Genomic DNA, 26,593 nt, shown 5'->3' with positions numbered 1-26,593 from the left:
GCTCAGTCGATGTAGCGCTTGAGCAGGTCGCCGTAGGCATCGATGCGGCGATCACGCAGGAACGGCCAGATGCGGCGCACGTGCTCGCTGCGCTGCAGGTCGACGTCGCACAGCAGCACGGTGGCCTCGGTGCCGGCCTCGGCCAGGAACTCGCCCTGCGGGCCGAGCACGTGGCTGTTGCCCCAGAACTGGATGCCCGACGCGCCCAGCGGCGAGGCCTCGTGGCCGACGCGGTTGCAGCTCAGCACCGGCAGGCCGTTGGCCACCGCATGGCCGCGATGGCTCAGCACCCAGGCGTCGCGCTGGCGGGTCTTCTCGTCCTGCACGTCGTCCGGATCCCAGCCGATCGCAGTCGGATACAGCAGCAGCTCGGCGCCGGCCAGCGCCATCAGGCGCGCCGCTTCCGGGTACCACTGGTCCCAGCACACCAGCACGCCCAGGCGGCCCACCGAGGTGTCGATCGGCGTGAAGCCGATGTCGCCCGGGGTGAAGTAGAACTTCTCGTAGAAGCCCGGGTCGTCCGGGATATGCATCTTGCGGTACTTGCCGAGCAGCGTACCGTCCTTCTCGAACACCACGGCGGTGTTGTGGTACAGCCCGGCAGCGCGGCGCTCGAACAGCGAGCCGACCAGCACCACGCCATGCTTCTTCGCCAGCGCGCCAAGGCGCTCGGTGCTCGGGCCCGGAATCGGCTCGGCCAGGTCGAACTCGTCCACCGATTCGTGCTGGCAGAAGTACGGGCCGTTATGCAGTTCCTGCAGCAGCACCAGCTTGGCACCCTGCGCAGCCGCCTCGGCCACGCGTGCTTCGATCACCGCCAGGTTGGCGGCGGCATCACCGTGGTTGCGCTCCTGGATCAGGGCGACGGTAAGGGGGCTGCGCGAGTTCATGCGGGGCGTTCCTGCGGGGGAAAACCAGCATGTTAGCGCGGATGGGCGGCGACGGCGTGTCGCGCGCTGAATGGCGCAGCGGGTAGTGCCGGCCGCTGGCCGGCAATCCCGTGGATCCATCAGGCATTGCAGGGTTGCCGGCCAGCGGCCGGCACGACCGTTACGCCTTCAACAGCCCAGCCGGCAGCTGCATGGTGATGCAGTGCAGGCTGCCGTTCTGCCAGATCAGCGAGCGGCAGGGCACCTGCACGATCTCTCGGCCCGGGTGCGCCTGTGCCAGCACGTCGCGGGCCAGGTCATCGGCCGGGTCGCCATAGGCCGGCATCAGCACCGCGCCATTGACGATCAGGTAGTTGGCGTACGAGGCAGCCAGGCGACGGCCTTCGTCGATCACCGGCCGGGCCCACGGCAGCGGGAACAGGCGGTACGGCTGGCCATCCCTGGTGCGTAGCGCGGCCAGCTCATTGCCCATCGCCTGCAGTTCGGCGTAATGCGAGTCGCTCTCGTCGTCGCAGGCCTGGTAGACGATGCTGTCAGCGGAGGCGAAGCGGGCGAGGGTATCGATGTGCGCGTCGGTGTCGTCGCCTTCCAGGTAGCCGTGGTCCAGCCACAGCACGCGGTCCTGCTGCAGCCAGTCGGCCAGGTCGGCGCTCAGGCTGGCGCGGTCGCGGTCCGGGTGGCGCTCGTGCAGGCACTTCCAGGTGGTCAGCAGGGTGCCTTCACCGTCGGTCTCGATGCCGCCGCCTTCCAGCGCGAACGGAATGCTGCGGACCGGCGCATCGTTGAATACGCCGGCCTGGTCGAGCACGCCCACCAGCTGGTCATCCAGGGTGGCGTCGAACTTGCCGCCCCAGCCGGTGAAGCGGAAATCCAGCAGCTGGAAGCCGCCGTCGGCACGGCGCAGGGTGATCGGGCCGGAGTCGCGCAGCCAGGTATCGTCGTAGGCCGCCGTGGTGAAGTGGACCTTGTCCATGTCGATGCGGTTGGAGCGCAGCCGCATCTCGGCGTAGGTCTCCACATCGTCGTCGGCCACGCAGATCAGCACCGGCTGGAAGCGGGTGATGGCCGCGACCAGGGCGATGTAGGTCTCTTCCACCTGGCCCAGGCGGTCAGCCCAGTCGGTATCGGCGGTGGGCCAGGCAATCAGGACGCCGCTCTGGGCTTCCCACTCGGCAGGAAAACGAAGGGTCTGGTTCATGGTCTCGCTACACAGGCCCGCCCACGGCGGGTAATGGGATCAACGGATCGGCGGTTTCGGGCCGATTTCGTTCGGGTCCGCCTGGTTGGCCACCACGTCGATCACCTTCTGCTTCTCGAAGTAGACGGTGAACTGCGGGTACACCCAGCGGTTGATGGTCGGCCATTGCCGCTTCTGCCCGCCACGCGGCTGCAGCTGCTCGCTGGGCGCGCCGAACTGCGCCTGCACCTGCTGCATGCTCTGGCCGCGCACGGGCAGGGCACCGGCCGGCTTCTCGCGGGCACGGTCGACAAGCAGGGTATCGGCCAGTGCCGGTGTGGCGGCGGCCAGGGTGGCCATCACGGCCAGGGCGGACAGGTAACGCTTCATCTCGATCTACTCCCCAGTGGTCAAGAAAGGCGATTACAGCAAAAACGGCAGGAAAAAGCCGCATAAACAAAAAACCGCCCGAAGGCGGTTTCTTGCATGGGGTCGGCCCCGCGTAGGGCCAGCCGCAGCCGGAAGGCTGTGAGGCTTAGCGCTGACGCGCCTTGAAACGCGGGTTCGACTTGCAGATGACGAAGATCTTGCCACGACGACGCACGACCTTGCAGTCACGGTGACGGGCCTTCGCCGACTTCAGGGAGGACAGGACTTTCATGGCATACCTCGGCGTAAACAGTAGTTGTTCGGGTGGAGCGTGGCCGCGATATGCGAAAGACAATCGGCAGTTGACGCTCGTTCAAGCCCGCCATTCTACCGGGCTTTTCCTCGTGGTTTCAAGTGGTTGCACAAAAGATCCCGCTGGGGGCGTCTGGCAGGGGCTAGAATGGCCTCTTCACACGCTCTGGGACCCCCATGAATCCACTCGCTCCCGTCCTGACCATCGACGGCCCATCCGGGGCCGGCAAGGGTACCATCAGCCGCATCATCGCGCGCCGGATGGGCTGGCATTACCTGGATTCGGGCGCGCTGTACCGGGCGGTGGGCGTGGCCGCAAGCTGGGCCGACATCGATACCTCCGACGCCTCGGCGCTGGTGCGTTGCACCTTCGACACCCACGTTCAGTTTGTCGAGCAGGGCGATGCCATGCGGGTCATGGTCAACGGCACCGATGCCACCGACGAGCTGCGCCTGGAGACCACCGGTGCGCTGGCCTCGGCCATTGCCGCCATTCCCGAGGTCCGCGCTGCCCTGAAGGAGCGCCAGCGCGCATTCAGGGAGCTGCCGGGCCTGGTCGCCGACGGCCGCGACATGGGCACGGTGATCTTCCCGGACGCCTCCTACAAGGTCTTCCTGACCGCCAGTGCCGAGGAGCGCGCCGAGCGCCGGCATAAGCAGTTGAAAGACAAGGGGGTTTCTGTTAACTTTGATGACCTCCTGCGCGAGATCATGGCCCGCGACGCCCGTGATGCCCAGCGTACCGTGGCGCCCCTGAAGCCGGCAGACGATGCTGTCCTCATCGACACCACAGGCATCGGCATCGATGATGTCGTTGCCAGAGTGATGGATCTGCTTCCGGTTCCGGCTGCCTGATCCGTTCGCGCGGGAGCGCTGCCAGCAGCATCGGCGGTGGTCGCGCATAGCAGTGCTGTACCAGCTCCGTCGCGCAATGATGCGTGGCGGTTTTCCTACTACACACGACCTGCGTTTCCGGGGTCGACCAACAGGCGGGCGGTCGCCATTCCCCTGAAGGGGACGCCACCGACCCATGTGTCCAACAGAGTAAATCTAATGACCGAATCATTTGCCGAACTGTTTGAAGCCAGCCAGGCCAATCTGGCCAAGCTGAAGCCGGGCGCCATCGTCAGCGGTACCGTTGTTGAAGTCCGCGGCGACGTCGTGGTGATCAACGCTGGCCTGAAGTCCGAAGGCATCGTGCCGATCGAACAGTTCCGTAACGACGCTGGCGAAATCGACGTCGCCGAAGGCGACATCGTCAAGGTCGCCCTCGACTCGATCGAGAACGGCTTCGGCGAAACCGTCCTGTCGCGCGAGAAGGCCAAGCGCGCGATGGTGTGGGACGAGCTGGAAGAAGCGTTGGAAAAGAACGAAACCATCACCGGCCGCATCAGCGGCAAGGTCAAGGGTGGTTTCACCGTGGACATCAAGGATGTCCGCGCCTTCCTGCCGGGTTCCCTGGTCGATGTGCGCCCGGTGCGCGATCCGGCCTACCTGGAAGGCAAGGAACTCGAGTTCAAGCTCATCAAGCTGGACCGCAAGCGTAACAACGTCGTGGTCTCGCGCCGCGCTGTCGTCGAAAGCGAGCACTCGGAAGAGCGCGAGCAGCTGATGGACAAGCTGCAGGAAGGCGCGATCCTGAAGGGTGTCGTCAAGAACCTGACCGATTACGGCGCGTTCGTGGACCTGGGCGGTATCGACGGCCTGCTGCACATCACCGACATGGCGTGGAAGCGCGTGCGTCACCCGTCGGAAGTCGTGAACGTCGGCGACGAGCTGGACGTCCGCGTGCTGAAGTTCGACCGCGAGCGCAACCGCGTTTCGCTGGGCCTGAAGCAGCTGGGCGAGGATCCGTGGGACAACATCGGCCGTCGTTACCCGGCCAACAGCCGCGTCTTCGGCAAGGTCTCCAACGTCACCGATTACGGTGCGTTCGTTGAGATCGAGCCGGGCGTCGAAGGCTTGGTGCACGTCTCGGAGATGGATTGGACCAACAAGAACGTCAACCCGTCCAAGGTTGTCCAGGTTGGTGATGAAGTCGAAGTGATGGTGCTGGACGTCGATGAAGAGCGTCGCCGTATCTCGCTGGGCATGAAGCAGGTTGCCGCCAATCCGTGGGAAACCTTCGCTGCCACCCACAAGAAGGGTGACAAGGTGTCGGGCCAGATCAAGTCGATCACCGACTTCGGCATCTTCATCGGCCTGGACGGCGGCATCGACGGCCTGGTCCACCTGTCCGACATCAGCTGGAACACCACCGGCGAAGACGTCGTTCGCAACTTCAAGAAGGGCGATACCCTGGACGCCGTCGTCCTGGCTGTCGATCCGGAGCGCGAGCGCATCTCCTTGGGCGTGAAGCAGCTGGAGCAGGATCCGTTCGGCCAGTACATGGCTGCCAATCCGAAGGGCTCCAAGGTTGAAGGCGTGGTGAAGGAAGTCGACGCCAAGGGCGCGATCATCGAGCTGGCTGACGGCATCGAAGGTTACGTCTCGGCCCGCGACATCGCCAACGAGCGCGTTGACGACGCCACCCAGCACCTGAAGGTCGGCGACAAGGTCGAAGCCAAGTTCGTGGGCATGGACCGCAAGGGCCGTACCCTGCAGCTGTCGATCAAGGCCAAGGACGACGCGGAAATGCGCGAAGTGCTGGAGGAATACCAGTCCTCTTCGGCTTCCAGCGGCACCACCCAGCTGGGCGCGCTGCTGCGTGCACAGCTGAACGGCAACAAGTCCGAGTAATCGGCCTTACGCTTTTCGTTGTTTCCTGGACGGCCCGGGCATTGCCCGGGCCGTTTCAGGCTGAGATGCCCCTGATGTGAGCCGGTAATGACCAAATCCGAACTGATCGAAATCCTTGCGCGCCGCCAGGCGCACCTGAAGGCCGATGATGTCGATCTGGCGGTGAAGTCGTTGCTGGAAATGATGGGCGGATCGCTGTCCGCCGGGGATCGCATCGAAATCCGTGGATTTGGCAGCTTCTCGCTGCACTATCGTCCGCCGCGCCTGGGTCGCAACCCGAAGACCGGCGAATCGGTTGCCCTGCCGGGCAAGCATGTCCCCCATTTCAAGCCGGGCAAGGAACTGCGCGAGCGGGTCAGCAGTGTGCTGCCGCTGGACGCCGATCCGGCCTGAGCCTTCCGTCGCGCCACCGCGTGCGAATCCAGCCGCGAGTCGGATAAGCTACGGACTCCTGCCACTGGAGCTGTCGCATGAAGGTTTTTCGTCTGCTGGTCCTGCTGGCGGTACTCATTCTTGGGTTGATCATCGGTGCCATGAACATGGACGAGATGACCATCAACCTGCTGTTCACCCAGCTTAAGACCTCGGTCGGCGTGGCCATCATTGCCGCGTTGCTGATCGGCGTCATCGTTGGCGCTGGCCTGGTGCTGGTGAGCGTGGTCATTCCGCTCTACAGCCAGCTGCGCCGCGCCAACAAGTCCGCTGCCGCCACGCCGGCACCGGTTGCTTCCCCTCAATCTTTTGATGGACGCTGATCGAAGATGGATTTCGTCACCGAGTGGTTCTGGTTCTTCCTGTTCGTTCCGCTGGCCGCCCTGGCTGGGTGGGTGATCGGGCGGCGCGGTGGTCAACGCCACGGTGACAGCCAGGTCAGCCGCCTGTCGAGCACCTATTTCCGTGGCCTGAACTACCTGCTCAACGAGCAGCCGGACAAGGCCATCGAGCTGTTCCTGCACATCGCCGAGCTGGACAAGGAAACCTTCGAGACCCAGGTCGCGCTGGGCCACCTGTTCCGCCGCCGCGGCGAAGTCGACCGCGCCATCCGCCTGCACCAGGGCCTGGTCAACCGCCACGACCTCAGTGATGCACAGCGCGTGCAGGCCCTGCTGGCGCTGGGCGAGGATTACATGAAGTCCGGCCTGCTGGACCGTGCCGAGACCGTGTTCACCGAGCTGGCGCAGCTGGATCAGCGCGCACCGCAGGCGCTCAAGCACCTGATCGGCATCTACCAGGCCGAGCGCGACTGGGAAAAGGCGATCGACAACGCGACCCGTTTCGAGGACGTCACCGGCGAGCCGATGGGCAAGCTGATCGGACAGTTCGAATGCGAACTGGCCGAACGTTTCCGTGGCGCCGGCAAGCTGGAAGAGGCGAGGGCAGCGATCGCCCGCGCCTACCAGGCCGACGCGATGTCGGTGCGCGCCGGCATCATCGAGGGCCGGCTGGAAACCGACGCGGGCAATCCAGAGGCCGCCGTGCGCGCCTTCGAGCGCGCCGCGCGCAACGACCCCGAATACCTGCCGGAACTGCTGCCGGCACTGATGCAGAACTATCGCAGGGTCGGCGATCTGGCAGGTGCACGCGCGTTCCTGTCGGAGATGACCGAGCACTACCGCGGCATCGCCCCGGTATTGGCGCTGACCCGGTTGATGGAAGAGCAGGAAGGTGTGGCGCCGGCCCGTGCCTACCTCGGTCGCCAGCTCAAGGATCGCCCGTCGGTACGTGGCGAATCCGCGCTGATCGATCTGACCCTCGCCGAGGGAGCCGATTCCACCGCCACCCTGCATGACCTCAAGCACATCACCGACCAGCTGCTGGTGCGCAACCCGGCCTATCGCTGCACGCGCTGCGGCTTCGGTGCGCGTACCCACCACTGGCAGTGCCCGAGCTGCAAGGAGTGGGGGACGGTCAAGCCGCTGCTGAACTACGCGGTGCTCTGATCCATGCCCTGGCTTGTGATGGGCGCGCTGCTGGGGCTCGCCCTGCTCAGTGCGTTGCTGACCTGGGCTGCGCGGGGCTATGCACTGCGCCAGCAGTTGATGGACCAGCCGGGCGAGCGTCGCAGCCATAGCGTTGCCACCCCGCGCGGTGGCGGCATCGCCATCGTCATCAGCCTGCTGGTGACCGCCGGCGTGGCCATCTGGGCCTGGCCCGAAAGCACGCCGACGGTGCTGGTGGCCAGCCTTGGGCTGGTGCTGGTGGCCGGTATCGGCTGGTGGGACGACCACAAGCCCCTGCCGGCGATGCGTCGCCTGCTGGTGCATTTCATCGCCGCAGCGCTGTTGGCCGGCCTGGTCAAGGTGAATGGTGGCAGCTGGCTGTTGGCGGTGCTGGTGCTGCTGTTCACCGCGTCGCTGATCAACATCTGGAACTTCATGGACGGCATCAATGGCATCGCCGCCAGCCAGGCCGTCGTGGCGATGCTGGGGCTGGCGCCGGTGCTGCCGTGGCCCTATTCACTGGCCGCCGTGGCGCTGGGCCTGGCCTGCCTTGGATTCCTCCCGTTCAACTTCCCTCGCGCCCGGATCTTCATGGGCGATGTCGGAAGCGGTGCGCTGGGGTATGCGGTCGCAGTGGTGCTGGCGATCGCCAGCGTGCGTACCGATATCAACTGGATCCTGCTGCTGGTACCGGTTTCGCCGTTCCTCGTGGACGCGGGCTTCACACTGCTGGCGCGCATCATTTCCGGACAACGCTGGATGGAACCCCACACCCAGCATGTCTACCAGCGCGCGGTGCAGGCAGGAGCCAGTCACCCGCAGGTGACAGGGATGTACTTTGCTTTGGGTCTGTTCAGTATTACAGTGTTCAATGTCTGCTCCGATTTGCAGCCGAGGTGGGAGGCTGTCGTGGCGATCGCGTGGTTCATCGCGCTGAGCGTCCTCTGGCTCCTCCTGCGCAATGGAATGCGCCACCGACAAGGAATTACCTGAATTATGGCTTCACCCTGGCGGGACAGAATCCTCGGCCTGATGCCGCGTTCGGCCATCGTCTGCCACGACCTCTTCATGGTCTGGGCATGCTGGCAGCTGCTCCATGCAGGGCGTTACTCGATCCTGCCCAACGCCCCGGCGCTGCCCCTGTGGAACGTCGATACCACCCTGGTCCTGCTGCTGCAGGGCCTGGTGTTCTGGCGCGTGGGCCTGTACCGCGGCCTGTGGCGGTTTGCCAGCGTCAGCGACCTGCTGAACATCTTCAAGGCCAGCTTCATCGGCATGGTGGCCATCATCCTGGTGCTGATGTGGAAGCGCTTCGACGGCGTACCCATGTCGGTGCTGGTGATCTACCCGTTCGCGCTGTCGGCACTGCTCGGCGCGCCGCGCCTGCTGTACCGCGCCTGGAAGGACTACCAGGCACTGCAGTCCGATTCCAGCGCCCGCCGCGTGCTGATCCTCGGCGCCGGCCAGGCGGCCGAGACCCTGGTGCGCGACCTGCGCCGCTCCGGCAACTTCGAGCCGGTCGGCCTGCTCGACGATGCACCGCACCTGCGGGGTGCCAAGCTGCAGGGCCTGCCGATCCTGGGCACGCTGGATGACGCGCCGACGGTGGTCCGCGAGACCGCTGCCAAGCTGCTGGTCATTGCCATGCCGTCGCTGGACGCCGCAGGCATGCAGCGCGTCGTCGCGATCTGCGAAAGCACCGGCGTGCCGTTCCGTACCGTGCCCAAGCTCAGTGACATCCTGCAGGGCCAGTCGCTGCCGGGCCAGCTGAAGGAAGTGGCGATCGAGGACCTGCTGGGGCGCAAGCCGATCATGCCGGACTGGAACCTGATCCGCGGCTGGTTGGGTGGGCGCACCGTGATGGTTACCGGCGCCGGTGGTTCGATCGGCTCGGAGCTGTGCCGCCAGTGCGCGCGGCATGGTGCCGGTCGCATCATCCTGCTGGAGATCAGCGAGCTGCTGCTGCTGACCATCGAGGGCGAGCTGCGTCGCAGCTTCCCCGATGTCGAGATCGAGGCGGTGCTGGGCGACTGCGGTGACCCAGCGGTGATCCGCCACGCGCTGTCGCTGCACCCCGTCGATACCGCTTTCCATGCGGCCGCCTACAAGCATGTACCGGTGCTGGAACGCCAGCTGCGTGAAGCAGTGCGCAACAACATCCTGGCGACCGAGAACGTCGCGCGCGCCTGCCTGGAAGCCCGCGTGGAGCATTTCGTGTTCATCTCCACCGACAAGGCGGTCGACCCGGTCAATGCGCTGGGCGCGAGCAAGCGCTACGCCGAGATGATCTGCCAGAGCCTGGACCAGAAGTCCACGCATACCCGTTTTGTCACGGTGCGCTTCGGCAACGTGCTGGCGTCGGCCGGCAGCGTGGTGCCGCTGTTCCGCGAGCAGATCCTGCGCGGTGGCCCGGTCACGGTCACCGACCCGGAAGTCAGCCGCTACTTCATGACCATTCCCGAGGCCTGCCAGCTGATCCTGCAGGCGGCCGCATCGGCGTCGCATGGTGCGATCTATACCCTCGACATGGGCGAGCCGGTGCCGATCCGCGTGCTCGCCGAACAGATGATCCGCCTGACCGGCAAGCAGCCGTACAAGGACATCCAGATCATCTATACCGGCCTGCGTCCGGGCGAGAAGCTGCACGAGACGCTGTTCTATTCGGACGAAGATTACCGCTCCACCGCGCACCCGAAGATTCTTGAAGCCGGCGTGCGTACGTTCTCGCGCGACCTGGTGCTGGGCAACGTTCCGCGCCTGCGCGAGGCGATTGCCAGCTACGACACCGCCCGCATCCAGGAAATCCTGTTTGCGACGATGCCGGAATTCTCGCCAATCGAACAGGATGCTTACATTTCATCCGCTAAAGTCGTGCCTTTTCCGGCACGTGAGGCCAACAGGCACCAATGAGCAAGCGAATTCGCAAAGCAGTTTTCCCGGTGGCAGGATTGGGGACGCGTTTTTTGCCAGCAACCAAGACTGTGCCGAAGGAGATGCTGCCGATCATTGATCGGCCGCTGATCCAGTACGCGGTGGATGAGGCGATCGAAGCCGGCTGTGACACGCTGGTGTTCATCACCAACCGCTACAAGCACGCCGTTGCCGACTATTTCGACAAGGCGTACGAGCTGGAGCAGAAGCTTGAGCGCGCTGGCAAGCAGGAGCAGCTGGAACTGATCCGGCACGTGCTCCCCAATGGTGTGCGCGCGATCTTCGTGACCCAGGCCGAGGCGCTGGGCCTCGGGCACGCGGTGCTGTGTGCCAGGTCGGTGATCGGTGACGAGCCGTTTGCCGTACTGCTGCCCGACGACCTGATCTGGAACCGCGGTGCGGGCGCGCTGAAGCAGATGGCCGACCTCAACGAAGCCAGTGGCGCCAGCGTGATCGCGGTTGAAGACGTGCCGCACGATAAGACCGCCAGTTACGGCATCGTCGCCACCGACGCGTTCGATGGCCGCAAGGGCCGTATTTCGCAGATCGTCGAGAAGCCGAAGCCGGAGGACGCGCCGAGCGACCTGGCGGTGGTGGGTCGTTACGTGCTCAGCCCGAAGATCTTCGAGCTGCTGGAACAGACCCAGACCGGTGCCGGCGGCGAGATCCAGCTGACCGATGCGATTGCCGAGCTGCTGAAGACCGAAGAAGTCGATGCCTATCGTTTCGAGGGCACCCGCTTCGACTGCGGCACGCACCTGGGTCTGGTGGAGGCGACGATCCGCTTCGCGCTGGACAACCCGAAGCTGGCTGGCCCGGCGCGGGAGAAGCTGGCGGCGATGCTGGCGGAATAAGGGTTTTATCAAGCGCTCCGTGCGGCGCCTTGATTGATACGTGGGGGAGAGGGGGGATGGCCCTCTCCAAAGCACGCCAAAGCCCTTCCATGGTGCTCGATGGCGCCATCCATGGCGCCAACGGTTTTGGAGAGGGCCATCCGCCCCCTCTCGACAGTTTCCGTGTGACGCGGACGGGAAGGGCGGAATCAAAGGCAGAAGCAAAAGCAAATAGGCAGCCACTGGCTGCCTTTTTTCGTGGGTTGGGGTCAGATCCCTTTGCGCAGCAAAGGGATCTGACCCCAGCCTTTGACCCTGCCTTTGCTCATCCCTCCGCCGCGGGGAGGCTGGAATGGCCGGGTTGGCAGGGCTGCCCGGGACCGTTGGCGCCATGGATGGCGCCATCGAGCCCCATGGAAGGGTTCACGGCGTGTCCCGGGCAGCCCTGCCAACCCGACCCACGCCATGAAGCCCAACGAGGCAACGCCTTGAACCTTACAGCGCCTCGAAAATACCCGCCGCACCCATGCCGGTGCCGATGCACATCGTCACCATGCCGTACTTCTGCTGGCGACGACGCAGGCCGTGCAGCAGGGTTGCGGTACGGATCGCGCCGGTCGCACCCAGCGGGTGGCCCAGGGCAATCGCGCCGCCCAGCGGGTTGACCTTGGCCGGGTCCAGGCCGCAATCGCGGATCACCGCCAGCGACTGCGCGGCGAAGGCTTCGTTGAGCTCGATCCAGTCCAGCTGATCCTGGGTCAGGCCGGCCTGCTTCAGTGCCTTCGGGATCGCGGCGATCGGGCCGATGCCCATCACTTCCGGGCGCACGCCGGCCACCGAGAAGCTGACGAAACGGGCCAGCGGGGTCAGGCCGTAATCCTTGATCGCCTGCTCCGAGGCCAGCAGCACGGCGCCGGCGCCGTCGCTCATCTGCGACGAGTTGCCGGCGGTGACGGTGCCGCCGAACTGGCCGTTGCGGAACACCGGGCGCAGCTTGGCCAGGCCTTCGGCCGAGGAGTCCGGGCGGGGGCCTTCGTCGGTGTCGGCGATCTTGTTGCGGGTGATGATGCGCTGGCCGTCGGCCAGGTCCGGCAGGTGCGAGACGATCTCGTACGGGCTGATCTCGTCGTTGAACTCGCCGTTCTGGATCGCGGCCATGGCCTTCTGGTGCGAGGCCAGGGCAAAGGCGTCCTGGTCTTCGCGCGAGACCTTCCACTCTTCGGCGACCTTCTCGGCGGTGATGCCCATGCCGTAGGCGATGGCAACGTGGTCGTTGTCGAACACGCTCGGCGCCATGGCGATCTTGTTGCCCATCATCGGCACCATCGACATCGACTCGGTGCCGCCGGCCAGCATCAGGTCGGCGTTGCCCAGGCGGATCGCGTCGGCGGCCTGCGCCACGGCCTGCAGGCCGGAGGAGCAGAAGCGGTTCACGGTCTGTGCGGCGATGGTGTTCGGCAGGCCGGCCAGCAGCACGCCGATGCGGGCCACGTTCATGCCCTGCTCGGCTTCCGGCATGGCGCAACCGATGATGGCGTCATCGATGCGGTTGACGTCCACGCCCGGGGCCTGGGCGACGACGCTGCGCAGCACGTGCGCAAGCATGTCGTCGGGGCGGGTGTTGCGGAACATGCCCTTGGGCGCCTTGCCAACCGGGGTACGGGTGGCGGCGACGATGTAGGCGTCCTGGATTTGCTTGGTCATTGCAGTGATCTCTTGAATTTTTTAGCCGGAGTGCCGACCAACGGTCGGCACCCACCGGAAGCAGGGATGGGCGATCAGTTACGCAGCGGCTTGCCGGTCTTCAGCATGTGCGCGATGCGGGCCTGGGTCTTTTCCTGCTGGGCCAGTTCGACGAAGTGCTTGCGCTCCAGGGTCAGCAGCCACTCTTCGTCGACCAGGGTGCCGCGGTCGACCTTGCCACCGCACAGCACGGTAGCGATGCGCTCGGCGATCTCGTAGTCGTACGGGCTGATGAAGCGGCCTTCCAGCATGTTGACCAGCATCATCTTGAAGGTGGCGATACCCACGTCACCGGCCACCTGGATGCGGCGTGCCGGCAGCGGCGGGCGGTAACCCGCTTCGGCCAGGGCGCGTGCTTCGGCCTTGGCGATGTGCAGGGCCTCGTAGCTGTTGAACACCACCTTGTCGGTGCTGCGCAGCAGGCCCAGTTCCTTGGCGTTGACCGCCGAGTTGGACACCTTGGCCATCGCCACGGTCTCGAAGGTCTTCTTCAGTTCGGCGAACACGTCGCCGCCCGGGCCCGCGGCCTGCGAGGCGCGCACGGCCAGTTCCTTCAGGCCACCACCGGCCGGCAGCAGGCCGACGCCGGCCTCGACCAGGCCGATGTAGCTTTCCAGGAAGGCCACGGTCTTGGCGCTGTGCATCTGGAACTCGCAGCCGCCACCCAGGGCCAGGCCGCGCACGGCAGCCACCACTGGCACCAGCGAGTACTTGATGCGCTGGCTGGTGCGCTGGAAGTTGGCAACCATTTCTTCGAACTGGTCGACCTTGCCGGCCTGCAGCAGGCCGAGGGCACCGGCCAGGTCGGCACCGGCGGAGAAGGGTTCCTTCTGCTGCCAGATCACCAGGCCCTGGAAGTCCTTCTCGGCGCGGCTCACGCATTCCTGCAGGCCGTCCAGCACCTGGTCGGACACGGTGTTCATCTTGGTCTTGAAGCTGACCACGGCGATGCCATCACCGTCGTGCCACATGCGCAGGCCGTCGTTCTCGAACACGGTCTCGCCCGGCGCGAACGTCTCGCCCAGCAGCGGATCGGGGAAGCGCTGGCGCTGGTACACCGGCAGCGACGAGCGCGGCAGCTTGGCGTTGCGCGACGGGCTGTAGCTGCCTTCGGCGGCATGCACGCCATCGCGGCCATCGAACACCCAATCCGGCAACGGGGCATTGCTCATGCTCTTGCCGGCGACGATGTCATCGGCGATCCACTGCGCCACCTGCTTCCAGCCGGCGGCCTGCCAGGTCTCGAACGGGCCCAGCGACCAGCCGTAGCCCCAGCGGATGGCCAGGTCGACGTCGCGCGCGGTCTCGGCGATGTCGGCCAGGTGGTAGGCGCTGTAGTGGAACAGGTCGCGGAAGGTCGCCCACAGGAACTGCGCCTGCGGGTGCTGGCTCTCGCGCAGCTTGGCGAACTTCTCGGCCGGGTTCCTGATCTTCAGGATCTCGACCACTTCCGGCGCGGCAGCGCGATCGGCCGGACGGTAGTCCTGCTTCTCCAGGTCCAGCACCACAATGTCCTTGCCGACCTTGCGGAAGATGCCGGCACCGGTCTTCTGGCCCAGCGCGCCCTTGGAAATCAGCGCGTCCAGCCACTTCGGCGACTTGAAGAATTCATGCCACGGGTCATTCGGCAGGGTGTCGCCCATGGTCTTGATGACGTGGGCCATGGTGTCCAGGCCGACCACGTCGGAGGTGCGGTAGGTGGCCGACTTCGGGCGGCCGACCAGCGGACCGGTCAGGCCGTCCACTTCATCGAAGCCCAGGCCGAACTGCTGGGTGTGGTGGATGGTGGACAGGATCGAGAACACGCCGATGCGGTTGCCGATGAAGTTCGGGGTGTCCTTGGCGTACACCACGCCCTTGCCCAGGGTGGTGACCAGGAACTCTTCCAGGCCTTCCAGCACGGCGGCGTCGGTGGTGGTGGCCGGGATCAGCTCGGCCAGGTGCATGTAGCGCGGCGGGTTGAAGAAGTGCACGCCGCAGAAGCGGTGGCGCAGCTGCTCGGGCAGCACGTCGGCCAGCTTGTTGATGCCCAGGCCCGAGGTGTTGGAGGCCAGCACCGCGTGGTCGGCCACGAACGGCGCGATCTTCTTGTACAGGTCCTGCTTCCAGTCCATGCGCTCGGCGATGGCCTCGATGATCAGGTCGCAGTCCTTCAGCTGCTCCAGGCCGGACTCGTAGTTGGCCGGAGTGATGGCTTCGGCCAGCGACTTGCTGGCCAGCGGTGCCGGGCTCAGCTTGCCCAGGTTGGCGATCGCCTTCAGCACGATGCCGTCGGCCGGACCCTCCTTGGCGGGCAGGTCGAACAGCACGGTGTCGACGCCAGCGTTGGTGAGGTGGGCAGCGATCTGGGCACCCATGACGCCGGCACCCAGCACGGCGGCGCGGCGGACTAGCAGGGAATTGGACATGGTGTAGGGCCTTTGTTGGTCAGCAGTTACTGGGTGGAATCAAAGGGAAGCGGGCAGGGCGCTGGCGCGAGCGGCGGCGCGGAACCCGGCTTCGGCGAAATGGATCAGTTCGTGGGCGGCATGGGCACGATGCGCCGCTTCAGTGACACCGGCGGGACGCTTGATCAGCCCGAAGTCGGCCATGGCATAGGTGAGCGAGCCGGCCAGGAAATCCAGGCGCCAGTACAGCTCTTCCTTGCTCAGGTCGGGTACGCACTCGCCGATGGCCTTGCCGAACGCACGCAGCACATGGCCGTAGTGGTCGGACAGGAACTTGCGCAGGTTGTCGTTCTTCTCGGCGTAGGCGCGGGCGATCACGCGCACGAAGGCACCGCCGTTCTGGCGGTCCTGGGCCAGCGCCAATGCCGGCTCGACGAACGCGGCCAGCACCGGGCGCAGCTGCCCGGGATGTTCGCTGCGGGCGCGTTCGAGCTGCGACAGGCGGGCGCCGGTCATCTCGTCCATGCGGCGGCGGAACACCTCGTTGACCAGGTTCTCCTTGGAGCCGAAGTGGTAGTTGACCGCTGCGATGTTGACGTCGGCCTGGCTGGTCACCTGGCGCAGCGAAGTGCCGGCGAAGCCGTGCTGTGCGAACAGCTCCTCGGCCGCGCCGAGAATGCGGTCCTTGGTCGAGAAGTGGGCGGGTTTGGCCATCGGCGGGCGGACCTTAATCAAACGATTGTTTGATACTAGGACCAGACGGTAGCGTATGGCATTTTGCAGTGCAGCAAAAATGGCCCGGACGGTCAGAATCCACTCAGCTGGGTGAATGGGGTAGGGGTCGGATCCCCGCAGGGGCTCCGACCCCGACACTGGGCCCGGAATGGGGTCAGAGCCCCTGTGGGGATCTGACCCCTGCCATGAGGGTTTGCCGGCCGGCGACCGGCACTACCACGCCAGCGCTTTATCTTTTACAATTCGCCTACGTTTATCAGGCTAAGCCCGCGTCCCGACGCGGGTTTTTTTCATGTTACCCTTCGGGCCATCAGCGGCCCGATTCCATTGGAGACATCCCATGGCGCTGGAGCGCACCCTTTCGATCATCAAGCCGGACGCCGTTGCCAAGAACGTCATCGGCGAAATCTACGCCCGCTTCGAGAAGGCCGGCCTGAAGGTCGTGGCCGCCAAGTACAAGCAGCTGTCGCGCCGTGAAGCCGAAGGCTTCTACGCCGTGCACCGCGAGCGTCCGTTCTTCAACGCGCTGGTCGAGTTCATGATCTCCGGCCCGGTGATGATCCAGGCCCTGGAAGGCGAGAACGCCGTCCTGGCCCACCGCGACCTGCTGGGCGCCACCAACCCGAAGGAAGCCGCGCCGGGCACCATCCGCGCCGACTTCGCCGAATCCATCGATGCCAACGCCGCCCACGGCTCGGACTCGGTCGAGAATGCCGCGATTGAAATCGCCTACTTCTTCGCCGCCACCGAAGTCGTTTCGCGCTGAGAGTAATGCCGTGAACGAGGTCGTACAGTCCCCCGCCATCCAGCCGCTGCCGAAGTCGGCACCCACGGCTGGCAAGCAGAACCTGCTCGACCTCGATCGCGCGGGCCTGGAGAAGTTCTTCGTCGAGGTTCTCGGCGAGAAGAAGTTCCGTGCCCATCAGGTGATGAAGTGGATCCACCATCGCTACGTCACCGATTTCGATGAAATGACCGACCTCGGCAAGGTCCTGCGCGCCAAGCTGCAGGCCCATGCCGAGGTGCTGGTTCCGAACATCGTGTTCGACAAGCCCTCCGCCGACGGCACCCACAAGTGGCTGCTGGCGATGGGCGTGGATGGCAAGAACGCCATCGAGACCGTGTACATCCCGGACAAGACCCGCGGCACGCTGTGCGTGTCCTCGCAGGTCGGTTGCGGCCTGAACTGCACGTTCTGCTCCACCGCCACCCAGGGCTTCAACCGCAACCTGACCACTGCCGAGATCATCGGCCAGGTGTGGGTTGCCGCGCGCCACCTGGGCAACGTGCCGCACCAGATGCGCCGCCTCACCAATGTGGTGATGATGGGCATGGGCGAGCCGCTGATGAATTTCGACAACGTCGTGCGCGCCATGAGCGTGATGCGCGACGATCTGGGCTACGGCCTGGCCAACAAGCGCGTGACCCTGTCGACCTCCGGCCTGGTGCCGCAGATCGACCGCTTGTCCGCCGAGAGCGACGTGTCGCTGGCAGTGTCGCTGCATGCGCCGAACGATGCGCTGCGCGAGACCCTGGTGCCGCTCAACAAGAAGTACCCGATCGCCGAGCTGATGGCCTCGTGCGCACGCTACCTGCGCGCCAACAAGCGCCGCGAATCGGTCACCTTCGAATACACCCTGATGAAGGGCATCAACGACAAGCCCGAGCATGCCCGCGAATTGGCCCGCCTGATGCGCCAGTTCGACAACGCGGTGCAGGCCAAGGATTCGGGCAAGGTCAACCTGATTCCCTTCAATCCGTTCCCGGGCACCCGCTACGAGCGTTCGGAAGAAGCGCACATCCGCGCCTTCCAGAAGATCCTGCTCGACAGCAACGTGCTGACCATGGTCCGCCGCACCCGTGGCGACGACATCGACGCCGCCTGTGGCCAGCTCAAGGGCCAGGTGATGGACCGCACCCGCCGCCAGGCGGAGTTCAACAAGACGCTGCAGGCGGGGAAGGGGAGCGATGCCGCGGCCTGACCGCCTCTGGCTGGCGCTTCTCGCAGGCGTGCTGGCCGTTGCGGTCGGCGGCTGCAAATCCCATCCCAAGGCCAAGCTCGGTCCGAGCCAGGCGCCGGTCTACTCGGTGGGTGACCCGGAAAGCGTGCGGCGCGAAGTGCGCTGGCGCGACCTGTTGACGCTGGCGACCCGCGACATGCAGGTCGGCAATCTCGATGCCGCCGAGCGCAAGGTGCGCGAAGCACTGAAGCTGGCGCCCGAGGCGCCCGATGCGCTGGTGCTGCAGGCCGGCATCGATGACCGTCGTGGCCGCACCCGCCAGGCCGGCGAGAACTTCCGCAAGGCCGCCGAACTGGCGCCGCAGCGCGGCGACGTGCTCAACAACTACGGTGCCTGGCTGTGCCAGCAGGGCCAGCCGGCCGAATCGCTGGTCTGGTTCGACCGCGCGTTGCAGGCGCCGGGTTATGCCACCCCGGGCGAAGCCCAGGCCAATGCCGGCAGCTGCGCACTGGATGCGGGCCAGCTTGAACGTGCCGAACGCGACCTGCGTGCCGCGCTCGTGGCGGCCCCGGCCAACCCGGTCGCGCTGGAGTCGATGGCCCAGCTAAGCTACCGCCAGGGCCGCTACATGGAGGCCCGGGCCTTCGCCGAACGTAGGATTGCGGCTGCACCCGCAACGCGTTCCGTGTTACAACTTGCGTCTCAAATCGAAGTGAAGCTGGGCGATCGGGCGGCATCTGATCGTTATCTGCAGCGGATTCGACAGGAATTTCCGCAGGACGCGGGCTCCTAACTCCAGGGTTGATGCATTGTGATTGATGACCAGACTGTGAGCGCTCTCGAGACTGCGGCCGGCTGCGGCACCCGCCTGCGCCAGGCCCGCGAAGCGGCCGGACTGACCCTCGAAGATGTCGGCTCGCGCCTGCGCATGCCGGTCCAGGTGGTCAAGTCGCTGGAAGAGGAACAATGGCAGAAGCTGGGGGCGCCGGTGTTCGTGCGTGGCCAGCTGCGCAGCTATGCGCGCCTGCTCGACGTGGATGTCGGCCAGCTGCTGGAACAGGCCCAGGTCGGCCCGGTGGTTCCGCCCACCCTGGTCAGCCATACCCATACCCCGCGTGCGCGCCGCATCGCCGAGAACCTCGGCCGGCGCGTGCTGTATGTCGGCATCACCGCCGTGCTGGCGGTGCCGGTGTGGTTCGCCACCCGTGGCCACTTCGACGGCAGCGCGACCCCGTCGCCGAGCACCGCCTCGCTGGATGTGATCCCGGCCGCCGTGCCGGTCACCCCGTCCACGGCCGGTGCCGAGGCTGTTGCGCCGGCCGAAGCGGCCACTGCCCCGGCCAGCAAGCCCGCGGCCACCCCGTACGTGGCCTCGCTGGCCCCGGTGCCGCGCCCGGCGCCGGCTCCGGCGGCTGCCGGCAACGCGCTGGAAATGCAGTTCAGCGGCGACAGCTGGGTCGACATCGGCGGCCCGGACGGCAGCACCGTCGAGAAGGCGCTGATCAGGTCCGGCGAGACCCGCAGCTTCACGCCGGGCCAGGTGACCCGGGTGACCCTGGGCAACGCCTCGGCGGTCCAGGTTCAGCAGAACGGCGCTATCGTCGATCTGACCCCCTACCAGCGAGCCAACGTGGCACGCTTTCAGGTATCCTCTGAAGGCTCCGTTGTCCCGGTTTCGCACTGAGGCGCGGTTTCACCACCTTCGATAATCCCAATGGTCCCTCCCGACGGGCGGGGCGAGAGTACGCATGGCGATCGACGATCTGCTCGACGAGCACGAACAAAGTGAACGCGTCCGCAGCTGGCTGCGGAAGAATGGCGCCAGCATCCTCGGTGGCGTAGTCATCGCCATCGGTGCCATTGCCGGCTGGCAGTGGTACCAGAAGGATCAGGGCGGCAAGCTGGCCTCGGCCAATGTCGAGTACCAGAAGGCCCTGCAGGGCCTGCAGCAGAACAAGCTTGACGATGCCGCCAAGGCGGTCAAGGCGCTCGAAGCCGGCCCGTCCAGCATCTACGGCGACCTCGCGGCGCTGCAGCTGGCCAAGGCCCAGGTCGACGCCGGCAAGAATGAAGAGGCACTGGCAACCCTGCGCAATGTGAAGGTCGAAGGTGACCTGCAGCGCGTGGTCGACCAGCGTGTGGCCCGCCTGCTGGTGGCCACCGGCAAGAGCGACGAGGCCATCAAGCTGCTGGGCAGTGCGACCGACAGCAGCAGCCTGGAAATCCATGGCGATGCGCTGATGGCGCAGGGCAAGCGTGATGAGGCCCGTGCACAGTACGAGAAGGCGCTGAAGACGCTGGACGTGGCAGCGCCGCAGCGGCGCCTGCTGGAAACCAAGGTTATGGACGCCGGCGGCACCGTCGCCGCCCCTGCGGAGTCGGTTTGATGAGTCAGAAGGTCATGATCACCCGCGTCGCCACCGTGCTCCTGATGGGCATGGCCCTGACCGGCTGCAGCACCATGAAGGGCTGGTTCGCCGGCAAGGACGCGGCCGCGAAGAAGGCACAGGAACCGGCTGAGCTGGTCAAGTTCGAGCCGACCGTGAAGGTCAGCAAGGCCTGGTCGGTCAACCTCGGCAAGGGCGAGCGCCGCATCGGCGTGCGCCAGGGCCCGGCGGTCGCCAACGGCCACGTGTTTGCTGCCGCGATCACCGGTGGCGTGCACGCCATCGACCTGCAGACCGGCAAGAAGGTCTGGACCTGGGAGCCGAAGAAGGAAAAGAAGAAGGCGAAGCTGCGCCTGTCCGGCGGCCCGGGTGTCGGTGAGAACCTGGTCGTGATCGGCACGCTGGATGGCCAGGTCATCGCGCTGGATATCAACGATGGCAGTGAGAAGTGGCGCGCCCGTGTTCCGGGTGAAGTCATCGCCGCGCCGGCCGTGGCCCAGGGCATGGTCTACGTGCGCAGCAACGACGGCCGCGTTACCGGCTTCGATGCCGGCAACGGCACCCAGAAGTGGTTCAACCCGAGCGAGCTGCCGGCGCTGACCGTGCGTGGCAACGCGCCGGTGGTGACCGGCCCGGGCGTGCTGTTCATCGGCAAGGACGAGGGCGCGGTTGCGGCCCTGGCCCAGCAGGATGGCCGCACGCTGTGGGAACAGAACCTCGGCAACGGCGAAGGCCGCACCGAGCTGGAGCGCATGGCCGACGTCGACGGCGCTCCGGTGCTGGAGGGCAACACCCTCTACGTGAGCAGCTTCAAGAACCAGACCATGGCCATCGAAGGCCCGACCGGTCGCCCGCTGTGGGCGCGCGACCATGGCGGTGCCGGTGGCGTGGCGGTGTCGTCGGGCAATGTGTTCGTCACCGACAACAAGGGCGGCGTGTTCGGCCTGGACAAGGCCAGCGGCGCGGCCATGTGGTCGCAGACCGCGCTGGCCCGTCGATCGCTGACCGGCCCGGCGCTGCACGGCGACTACGTGGTGGTCGGCGACTACAAGGGATACGTGCACTGGTTGCAGGCGTCCGATGGTGCGATGGCGGCACGGGCAAAAAGTGGCGGCGACGCCCTGCTGGCCCAGCCGGTCGTCGCAGACGGGGTGCTGCTGGTGCAGAACGTTGATGGCAAGCTGACCGCCTTCCGGTTGGCAAATTAAAAATTGGAGTAATCGCGATGCTGCCTTTGGTCGCCCTGGTTGGACGGCCGAATGTCGGCAAGTCGACTATTTTCAATGCGCTTACCCGCACCCGTGACGCGCTGGTCCATGACCAGCCCGGCGTCACCCGCGACCGCAACTACGGTGTCTGCCGGCTGGACGAGGACAATCATTTCCTCGTCGTCGACACCGGCGGTATCGCGGAAGAGGAAGAGGGTCTGGCAGGGGCTACCACCCGCCAGGCCCGCGCCGCTGCGGCGGAAGCCGACCTGATCCTGTTCGTGGTCGACGCCCGTGAGGGTACCTCGGCGATGGACGACGAGATCCTGGCCTGGCTGCGCAAGCTGTCGCGCCCGACGCTGCTGCTGATCAACAAGATCGACGGCACAGACGAGGACACCGTGCGTTCGGAGTTCGCCCGCTACGGCTTCGGCGAGATGCTGACCGTGTCGGCCGCGCATCGCCAGGGCCTGGACGACCTGCTGGACGAAGTGATCCAGCGCCTGCCGGAAGAAGGCAGCGGCGAAGAGCTGGACAACGATCCGAACCGCATCCGCATCGCCTTCGTCGGCCGCCCGAACGTGGGCAAGTCGACCCTGGTCAACCGCATCCTCGGCGAGGAGCGCATGATCGCCTCCGACGTGCCGGGCACCACCCGCGACTCGATCGCGGTGGACCTGGAGCGTGATGGCCGCGAGTACCGCCTGATCGATACCGCCGGCCTGCGCCGTCGGTCGCGCGTGGACGAGGTCGTCGAGAAGTTCTCGGTGGTCAAGACCATGCAGTCGATCGAGCAGTGCCAGGTGGCCGTGCTGATGCTCGACGCCACCGAAGGCGTGACCGACCAGGACGCCACCGTGCTCGGTGCCGTGCTCGATGCCGGCCGCGCGCTGGTGATCGCCATCAACAAGTGGGATGGCCTGACCGAGTACCAGCGCGAGCAGGCCGAAACCATGCTGTCGCTGAAGCTGGGCTTCGTGCCGTGGGCCGAGTCGGTGCGCATCTCGGCCAAGCATGGTTCGGGCCTGCGTGAGCTGTTCCGCGCGGTGCACCGCGCGCACGAATCGGCGAACAAGACCTTCACCACCAGCGAAGTGAACAAGGCGCTGGAAGTGGCCTACGAGACCAACCCGCCGCCGACCATCCGCGGCCACGTCTCCAAGCTGCGCTACGTGCACCCGGCCGGTTCCAACCCGCCGACCTTCATCGTGCACGGCACCCGCCTGAAGGAGCTGCAGGAGTCGTACAAGCGCTACCTGGAGAACTTCTTCCGCAAGCGCTTCAAGCTGATAGGCACGCCGGTGAGCTTCATCTTCCGCGAGGGTACCAACCCGTACGAGGGCAAGAAGAACGTCCTCACCGAGCGGCAGGTCAAGGCCAAGCGGCGCTTGATGAAGCACGTCAAGGGCAAGTGATTCACGAGAAGGCGGCCGCAGGGCCGCCTTTCTTGTTTGTGGTAGTGCCGGCCGCTGGCCGGCAACCTCGCGTCGTCCGGTGCGTTCATGGCCATGCCGGCCAGCGGCCGGCACTACCCATGTTTGCAGGTATCGGTCAACGCGGCCTGCCGCCACGTGCGCGATAATGCCGCCATGAGCATCCAAGAGCTTTCCCCCGCGCAGGCGCGCGAGCGCCTGGCCCATGGCGCGGTGCTGATCGACGTGCGCGAGGCGCACGAGCGGGCCGGCGGCATGGCCGAGGGCGCGCGCGGCGTGGCCAAGGGCGAGCTGCAGGCCGACCCGGCCGCGCATCTGCCGCGGCATGACCAGGAGATCCTGCTGATCTGCCAGAGCGGCAAGCGCTCGGCCGATGCCGCGCAGTTCCTGCTGGAGGCCGGCTACACCCACGTGGCTTCCGTGACGGGCGGCACCGTGGCCTGGCGCGAGCAGTCGCTGCCGCTGGTGCAGCCGCTGGCCAGTGCTGCCGACCGTGACTTCTTTGATCGCTATTCGCGCCACCTGCTGCTGCCGCAGGTGGGCGAGGCCGGGCAGCGCCGGCTGCAGCAGTCGCGCGTGCTGGTGCTGGGCGCGGGTGGGCTGGGCGCACCGGCTGGGTTCTACCTGGCCGCCGCCGGGGTAGGGCACCTGCGCTTCGCCGACCACGACCGCGTGGAGCGCAGCAACCTGCACCGCCAGATCGTGCATACCGAAGCCAGCGTCGGCCAGTTCAAGGTCGATTCGGCGCGCGAGCGGCTGCTGGCGTTGAACCCGTCGATCGACGTCGAGGCGGTGCCTGAGCGGGTCACGTCCGAGAACGTGGATGCGCTGCTGGAGGGCGTGGACGTGGTGCTGGATGGGTCGGACAACTTCCCGCTGCGCTACCTGCTCAACGACGCCTGCATCAAGCACGCCACGCCGCTGGTGTATGCCGCCATCGAGCGCTTTGACGGCCAGGTAAGCGTGTTTGACGCTGGCCGCCAGCGCGGCGTGGCGCCGTGCTACCGCTGCCTGTTCCCCGAGCCGCCGCCGCCGGAGTTCGCGCCGAACTGTTCCGAGGCCGGTGTGCTGGGCGTGCTGCCCGGCCTGGCGGGCGTGCTGCAGGCGACCGAGGTGCTGAAGCTGCTGCTGGGCATCGGTGAGCCGCTGGTTGGCCGCCTGCTGCGCTTCGACGCGCTGGGCATGCGCTTCCGTGAGACCGGCATCCGGCCGGACCCGCATTGCCCGGTGTGCGCGCCGGGCGTGCCGTTCCCGGGATATATCGATTACGCCGCGTTCTGCCGGGGTGGGTGAACCCGGCCGGGCGTCATCCACGCATGGCGTGGATCCACGGCGGGGAACCTGGCCGGGGATTCATCCACGCATGGCGTGGATCTACTGTAGAGCCGAGCCCATGCTCGGCTGCTTCTGGCCTCGGCACGAAGAGCAGCCGAGCGTGGGCTCGGCTCTACAGGTTGTGGTTGTGCCAACCAAGGTTGGCACCCACCGACGCGGATGCATGGTTTCGGGATGATGCTGGGGGTCACTCCCGGTATCGTTCCATCTCCAAGACAATCCGGCGCAACATGCGTGCTATTGCCGTCATCGGCATTGCTCTATTGTTGAACGCGATTCTGGATCTTGGGGAACACACCGCATGGCGGTAGAAGCAGCGACCAGCGAGCTGGTCAAGGTCGTCGCCCTGTTGGGCGCGGCGGTGGTGATGGTGCCTTTGTTCCGTCGCGCCGGCCTGGGCTCGGTGCTGGGCTACTTCGCCGCTGGCCTGGCGATCGGACCGTTCGGGCTGGGCTGGTTCTCCGACCCGCAGGCGATCCTGCATACCGCCGAACTCGGCGTGGTGATGTTCCTGTTCGTGATCGGCCTGGAGATGCGGCCCTCGCACCTGTGGAGCCTGCGCAAGGAAATTTTCGGGCTGGGCACGCTGCAGATCGTCACCTGTGCGCTGGTGCTGACCAGCATCGCCAAGCTGTTCGGGTTGCCGTGGCAGGTGGCCTTCATCGGTGCCACCGGCTTTGTGCTCACATCCACCGCAGTGGTGATGCAACTGCTGGCCGAGCGCGGTGACATCGCGCTGCCGTCGGGGCAGAAGATCGTCTCCATCCTGCTGTTCGAAGACCTGCTGATCGTGCCGCTGCTGGCGCTGGTGGCGTGGATGGGCCCGAGCGCGGGCAGTGCCGACGGCGAGGGCTCGCGCTGGCTGTCGGTAGCGATCGGCGTCGGCGCCATCGTCGGCCTGGTGCTGGTCGGCCGCTTCCTGCTCAATCCGCTGTTCCGCGTGCTGGCCGAATCGAAGGCGCGCGAGGTGATGACCGCCGCCGCGCTGCTGGTGGTGCTGGGCGCGGCGCTGCTGATGCAGCTGTCCGGCCTGTCGATGGCGATGGGCGCGTTCCTCGCGGGCGTGCTTCTGAGCGAGTCGACCTTCCGCCACCAGATCGAGGCGGACATCGAACCGTTCCGCGGCATCCTGCTGGGCCTGTTCTTCCTCAGCGTGGGCATGGCGCTGGACCTGGGCGTGGTGGCTGGCAACTGGCAGCTGATCCTCGGCCTGGTGCTGGCGTTGATGGTCGCCAAGGCGCTGTGCATCTACGTGGTGGCGCGCATCATGGGTAGCGACCACGCGCAGGCGCTGGACCGCGGCGTGCTGATGGCGCAGGGCGGCGAGTTCGCCTTCGTGCTGTTCTCTGCCGCGGCATCGGCCGGTGTGATCAACCTGGAGATCAATGCCAACTTCACCGCCGTGGTGGTGTTGTCGATGGCGCTGACCCCGCTGGTGGTGCTGGTCTACAAGCGCATCGCGCCGAAGCCGACGGTGAACATGGACGGCGTGGACGAGGCCGAGGGTCTGTCCGGCAGTGTGCTGCTGATCGGCTTCGGCCGCTTCGGCCAGGTCGCCAGCCAGTCGCTGCTGGCGCGCGATGTGGACGTGACCATCATCGACAACGACGTGGAGATGATCCAGAGCGCCGCGCGTTTCGGTTTCAAGATCTATTACGGCGACGGTACGCGACTGGACGTGCTTCATGCCTCGGGCGCGGCCACCGCGCGTGCGATTGCGGTGTGCGTGGACAAGGCCGAGGCCGCCGACCGCATCGTCGAACTGGTGTCGCACGAGTTCCCGCAGGCCAAGCTGATGGTGCGCTCGTTCGACCGCGAGCATTCGCTGCGGCTGATCCATGCCGGTGTCGATTTCCAGATCCGCGAGACGTTTGAGTCGGCGGTGCTGTTCGGCCAGGCCGCGCTGGTGGAACTGGGTGCGGATGAAGACGACGCGGTGGAGATTGCCGAGCAGATCCGTCGCCGCGATGCCGAGCGTTTCGAGCTGGAGATTGCCGGTGGTGGCTTGAATGCCGGCGCCAAGATGGTGTTCGGCAATTCAGCCCAGGGCGTGCCGACGCCGACGCCGTTCACCGCGCCGAAGCGGGCAAGCAAGACGTTGAACCCGCAGGACGTGCCGGAAGAGGAAGAATAACGTTTGCGGGTCGGATCCCTTTCCAGCGGAAAGGGCTCTGACCCGCTACGTCGTGCTGGGGTCAGAGCCCTTTGCCTGT

General features: G+C 66.1%; 24 protein-coding genes. 17 read left to right on the top strand and 7 right to left on the bottom strand.

The genetic code is table 11. The features are described from left to right. Positions 1-2 precede the first annotated feature (2 nt). From AC5P6H_RS08360 to ykgO, 4 genes are all read right to left on the bottom strand, one after another. Positions 3-890, bottom strand: a complete 888-nt coding sequence (locus AC5P6H_RS08360; protein WP_008267821.1) for a carbon-nitrogen hydrolase — start codon at positions 888-890, stop codon at positions 3-5. A 160-nt stretch (positions 891-1,050) separates the two neighbouring features. Beyond that, complete coding sequence (locus AC5P6H_RS08355) at positions 1,051-2,088, bottom strand: agmatine deiminase family protein (protein WP_014646848.1); 1,038 nt, start codon at positions 2,086-2,088, stop codon at positions 1,051-1,053. A 39-nt stretch (positions 2,089-2,127) separates the two neighbouring features. Beyond that, positions 2,128-2,427 (bottom strand): hypothetical protein, encoded by a 300-nt coding sequence (locus AC5P6H_RS08350; RefSeq protein ID WP_227837998.1) that lies wholly within the window; start codon positions 2,425-2,427, stop codon positions 2,128-2,130. Positions 2,428-2,602: 175 nt separating this feature from the next. After that, positions 2,603-2,728 carry a type B 50S ribosomal protein L36 gene (ykgO, locus tag AC5P6H_RS08345; protein ID WP_005409283.1) on the bottom strand — a complete coding sequence of 42 codons (126 nt, stop codon included), beginning with the start codon at positions 2,726-2,728 and terminating at the stop codon, positions 2,603-2,605. Positions 2,729-2,925: 197 nt separating this feature from the next. On the opposite strand from ykgO, the gene cmk reads away from it, so the two are divergent. The 8 genes from cmk to galU all read left to right on the top strand — a co-directional run bounded on the left by cmk (position 2,926) and on the right by galU (position 11,212). Next, positions 2,926-3,603: a (d)CMP kinase gene (gene cmk / locus AC5P6H_RS08340; protein WP_014036894.1), complete on the top strand. Its 678-nt coding sequence runs from the start codon at positions 2,926-2,928 to the stop codon at positions 3,601-3,603. A 198-nt stretch (positions 3,604-3,801) separates the two neighbouring features. Beyond that, on the top strand, positions 3,802-5,487 hold the full coding sequence (gene rpsA / locus AC5P6H_RS08335) for a 30S ribosomal protein S1 (RefSeq protein ID WP_005416230.1): 1,686 nt from the start codon (positions 3,802-3,804) through the stop codon (positions 5,485-5,487). A gap of 87 nt (positions 5,488-5,574) precedes the next feature. After that, complete coding sequence (locus tag AC5P6H_RS08330) at positions 5,575-5,880, top strand: integration host factor subunit beta (protein WP_005409286.1); 306 nt, start codon at positions 5,575-5,577, stop codon at positions 5,878-5,880. Between the two features lie 77 nt (positions 5,881-5,957). Beyond that, positions 5,958-6,242, top strand: coding sequence for a LapA family protein (locus AC5P6H_RS08325; RefSeq protein WP_014646849.1), 285 nt, complete (start codon positions 5,958-5,960; stop codon positions 6,240-6,242). 6 nt (positions 6,243-6,248) lie between these two features. Continuing rightward, the gene (gene lapB, locus AC5P6H_RS08320; protein ID WP_014646850.1) at positions 6,249-7,427 is read left to right on the top strand and encodes a lipopolysaccharide assembly protein LapB; all 1,179 of its coding nucleotides are present in this window, start codon (positions 6,249-6,251) and stop codon (positions 7,425-7,427) included. A gap of 3 nt (positions 7,428-7,430) precedes the next feature. Next, complete coding sequence (locus AC5P6H_RS08315; protein ID WP_227864448.1) at positions 7,431-8,420, top strand: MraY family glycosyltransferase; 990 nt, start codon at positions 7,431-7,433, stop codon at positions 8,418-8,420. A 3-nt stretch (positions 8,421-8,423) separates the two neighbouring features. After that, the gene (locus AC5P6H_RS08310) at positions 8,424-10,337 is read left to right on the top strand and encodes a polysaccharide biosynthesis protein (protein WP_014646852.1); all 1,914 of its coding nucleotides are present in this window, start codon (positions 8,424-8,426) and stop codon (positions 10,335-10,337) included. Continuing rightward, on the top strand, positions 10,334-11,212 hold the full coding sequence (galU, locus tag AC5P6H_RS08305; RefSeq protein ID WP_032960751.1) for a UTP--glucose-1-phosphate uridylyltransferase GalU: 879 nt from the start codon (positions 10,334-10,336) through the stop codon (positions 11,210-11,212). The genes AC5P6H_RS08310 and galU overlap by 4 nt, the downstream gene beginning before the upstream one ends. A 474-nt stretch (positions 11,213-11,686) precedes the next feature. On the opposite strand, the gene AC5P6H_RS08300 is transcribed toward galU, so the two are convergent. The 3 genes from AC5P6H_RS08300 to AC5P6H_RS08290 form a co-directional block, all read right to left on the bottom strand. Next, the gene (locus tag AC5P6H_RS08300) at positions 11,687-12,895 is read right to left on the bottom strand and encodes an acetyl-CoA C-acyltransferase (RefSeq protein WP_495202513.1); all 1,209 of its coding nucleotides are present in this window, start codon (positions 12,893-12,895) and stop codon (positions 11,687-11,689) included. A 74-nt stretch (positions 12,896-12,969) separates the two neighbouring features. Beyond that, positions 12,970-15,342 carry a 3-hydroxyacyl-CoA dehydrogenase/enoyl-CoA hydratase family protein gene (locus AC5P6H_RS08295; RefSeq protein ID WP_049440713.1) on the bottom strand — a complete coding sequence of 791 codons (2,373 nt, stop codon included), beginning with the start codon at positions 15,340-15,342 and terminating at the stop codon, positions 12,970-12,972. Between the two features lie 39 nt (positions 15,343-15,381). Further along, a complete protein-coding gene (locus AC5P6H_RS08290) occupies positions 15,382-16,035 on the bottom strand; it encodes a TetR/AcrR family transcriptional regulator (RefSeq protein ID WP_014646856.1) in 654 nt (217 codons plus the stop codon). A gap of 361 nt (positions 16,036-16,396) precedes the next feature. On the opposite strand from AC5P6H_RS08290, the gene ndk reads away from it, so the two are divergent. The 9 genes from ndk (at position 16,397) to AC5P6H_RS08245 (ending at position 26,514) form a co-directional block, all read left to right on the top strand. Next, positions 16,397-16,822 (top strand): nucleoside-diphosphate kinase, encoded by a 426-nt coding sequence (gene ndk, locus AC5P6H_RS08285; RefSeq protein WP_005409295.1) that lies wholly within the window; start codon positions 16,397-16,399, stop codon positions 16,820-16,822. 10 nt (positions 16,823-16,832) lie between these two features. Then, complete coding sequence (gene rlmN / locus AC5P6H_RS08280; RefSeq protein WP_005409296.1) at positions 16,833-18,038, top strand: dual-specificity RNA methyltransferase RlmN; 1,206 nt, start codon at positions 16,833-16,835, stop codon at positions 18,036-18,038. Next, the gene (pilW, locus tag AC5P6H_RS08275) at positions 18,025-18,810 is read left to right on the top strand and encodes a type IV pilus biogenesis/stability protein PilW (protein WP_041863329.1); all 786 of its coding nucleotides are present in this window, start codon (positions 18,025-18,027) and stop codon (positions 18,808-18,810) included. Before rlmN ends, pilW begins: the two co-directional genes overlap by 14 nt. Before the next feature lie 18 nt (positions 18,811-18,828). Further along, positions 18,829-19,701 carry a RodZ domain-containing protein gene (locus AC5P6H_RS08270; protein ID WP_032960759.1) on the top strand — a complete coding sequence of 291 codons (873 nt, stop codon included), beginning with the start codon at positions 18,829-18,831 and terminating at the stop codon, positions 19,699-19,701. A gap of 64 nt (positions 19,702-19,765) precedes the next feature. Next, a complete protein-coding gene (locus AC5P6H_RS08265; protein ID WP_014646859.1) occupies positions 19,766-20,404 on the top strand; it encodes a YfgM family protein in 639 nt (212 codons plus the stop codon). Beyond that, a complete protein-coding gene (bamB, locus tag AC5P6H_RS08260) occupies positions 20,404-21,612 on the top strand; it encodes an outer membrane protein assembly factor BamB (RefSeq protein ID WP_046430197.1) in 1,209 nt (402 codons plus the stop codon). The genes AC5P6H_RS08265 and bamB overlap by 1 nt, the downstream gene beginning before the upstream one ends. Before the next feature lie 17 nt (positions 21,613-21,629). Then, positions 21,630-23,027 carry a ribosome biogenesis GTPase Der gene (gene der, locus AC5P6H_RS08255; protein ID WP_014646861.1) on the top strand — a complete coding sequence of 466 codons (1,398 nt, stop codon included), beginning with the start codon at positions 21,630-21,632 and terminating at the stop codon, positions 23,025-23,027. 174 nt (positions 23,028-23,201) lie between these two features. Beyond that, a complete protein-coding gene (moeB, locus tag AC5P6H_RS08250; RefSeq protein ID WP_495202512.1) occupies positions 23,202-24,338 on the top strand; it encodes a molybdopterin-synthase adenylyltransferase MoeB in 1,137 nt (378 codons plus the stop codon). A gap of 343 nt (positions 24,339-24,681) precedes the next feature. Then, positions 24,682-26,514, top strand: coding sequence for a monovalent cation:proton antiporter-2 (CPA2) family protein (locus tag AC5P6H_RS08245; RefSeq protein WP_069117135.1), 1,833 nt, complete (start codon positions 24,682-24,684; stop codon positions 26,512-26,514). The last annotated feature ends 79 nt before the right edge of the window (positions 26,515-26,593 follow it).

The sequence above is a fragment of the Stenotrophomonas sp. YJH_SMC_110 genome (assembly GCF_059369255.1).
The sequence above is the reverse complement of the archived record's forward strand: the minus strand, read 5'-3'. Positions and strand labels throughout refer to the sequence as shown.

What these genes read in the sequence shown, in the direction of transcription:
- AC5P6H_RS08295 (WP_049440713.1), bottom strand. Translation starts at nt 15,342, where the DNA reads ATGTCCAATTCCCTGCTAGTCCGCCGCGCCGCCGTGCTGGGTGCCGGC.
- rpsA (WP_005416230.1), top strand. Translation starts at nt 3,802, where the DNA reads ATGACCGAATCATTTGCCGAACTGTTTGAAGCCAGCCAGGCCAATCTG.
- AC5P6H_RS08290 (WP_014646856.1), bottom strand. Translation starts at nt 16,035, where the DNA reads ATGGCCAAACCCGCCCACTTCTCGACCAAGGACCGCATTCTCGGCGCG.
- moeB (WP_495202512.1), top strand. Translation starts at nt 23,202, where the DNA reads ATGAGCATCCAAGAGCTTTCCCCCGCGCAGGCGCGCGAGCGCCTGGCC.
- bamB (WP_046430197.1), top strand. Translation starts at nt 20,404, where the DNA reads ATGAGTCAGAAGGTCATGATCACCCGCGTCGCCACCGTGCTCCTGATG.
- ndk (WP_005409295.1), top strand. Translation starts at nt 16,397, where the DNA reads ATGGCGCTGGAGCGCACCCTTTCGATCATCAAGCCGGACGCCGTTGCC.
- AC5P6H_RS08330 (WP_005409286.1), top strand. Translation starts at nt 5,575, where the DNA reads ATGACCAAATCCGAACTGATCGAAATCCTTGCGCGCCGCCAGGCGCAC.
- AC5P6H_RS08300 (WP_495202513.1), bottom strand. Translation starts at nt 12,895, where the DNA reads ATGACCAAGCAAATCCAGGACGCCTACATCGTCGCCGCCACCCGTACC.
- AC5P6H_RS08350 (WP_227837998.1), bottom strand. Translation starts at nt 2,427, where the DNA reads ATGGCCACCCTGGCCGCCGCCACACCGGCACTGGCCGATACCCTGCTT.
- galU (WP_032960751.1), top strand. Translation starts at nt 10,334, where the DNA reads ATGAGCAAGCGAATTCGCAAAGCAGTTTTCCCGGTGGCAGGATTGGGG.
- der (WP_014646861.1), top strand. Translation starts at nt 21,630, where the DNA reads ATGCTGCCTTTGGTCGCCCTGGTTGGACGGCCGAATGTCGGCAAGTCG.
- lapB (WP_014646850.1), top strand. Translation starts at nt 6,249, where the DNA reads ATGGATTTCGTCACCGAGTGGTTCTGGTTCTTCCTGTTCGTTCCGCTG.
- AC5P6H_RS08245 (WP_069117135.1), top strand. Translation starts at nt 24,682, where the DNA reads ATGGCGGTAGAAGCAGCGACCAGCGAGCTGGTCAAGGTCGTCGCCCTG.
- ykgO (WP_005409283.1), bottom strand. Translation starts at nt 2,728, where the DNA reads ATGAAAGTCCTGTCCTCCCTGAAGTCGGCGAAGGCCCGTCACCGTGAC.
- AC5P6H_RS08325 (WP_014646849.1), top strand. Translation starts at nt 5,958, where the DNA reads ATGAAGGTTTTTCGTCTGCTGGTCCTGCTGGCGGTACTCATTCTTGGG.
- pilW (WP_041863329.1), top strand. Translation starts at nt 18,025, where the DNA reads ATGCCGCGGCCTGACCGCCTCTGGCTGGCGCTTCTCGCAGGCGTGCTG.
- AC5P6H_RS08265 (WP_014646859.1), top strand. Translation starts at nt 19,766, where the DNA reads ATGGCGATCGACGATCTGCTCGACGAGCACGAACAAAGTGAACGCGTC.
- AC5P6H_RS08310 (WP_014646852.1), top strand. Translation starts at nt 8,424, where the DNA reads ATGGCTTCACCCTGGCGGGACAGAATCCTCGGCCTGATGCCGCGTTCG.
- AC5P6H_RS08355 (WP_014646848.1), bottom strand. Translation starts at nt 2,088, where the DNA reads ATGAACCAGACCCTTCGTTTTCCTGCCGAGTGGGAAGCCCAGAGCGGC.
- AC5P6H_RS08360 (WP_008267821.1), bottom strand. Translation starts at nt 890, where the DNA reads ATGAACTCGCGCAGCCCCCTTACCGTCGCCCTGATCCAGGAGCGCAAC.
- cmk (WP_014036894.1), top strand. Translation starts at nt 2,926, where the DNA reads ATGAATCCACTCGCTCCCGTCCTGACCATCGACGGCCCATCCGGGGCC.
- AC5P6H_RS08315 (WP_227864448.1), top strand. Translation starts at nt 7,431, where the DNA reads ATGCCCTGGCTTGTGATGGGCGCGCTGCTGGGGCTCGCCCTGCTCAGT.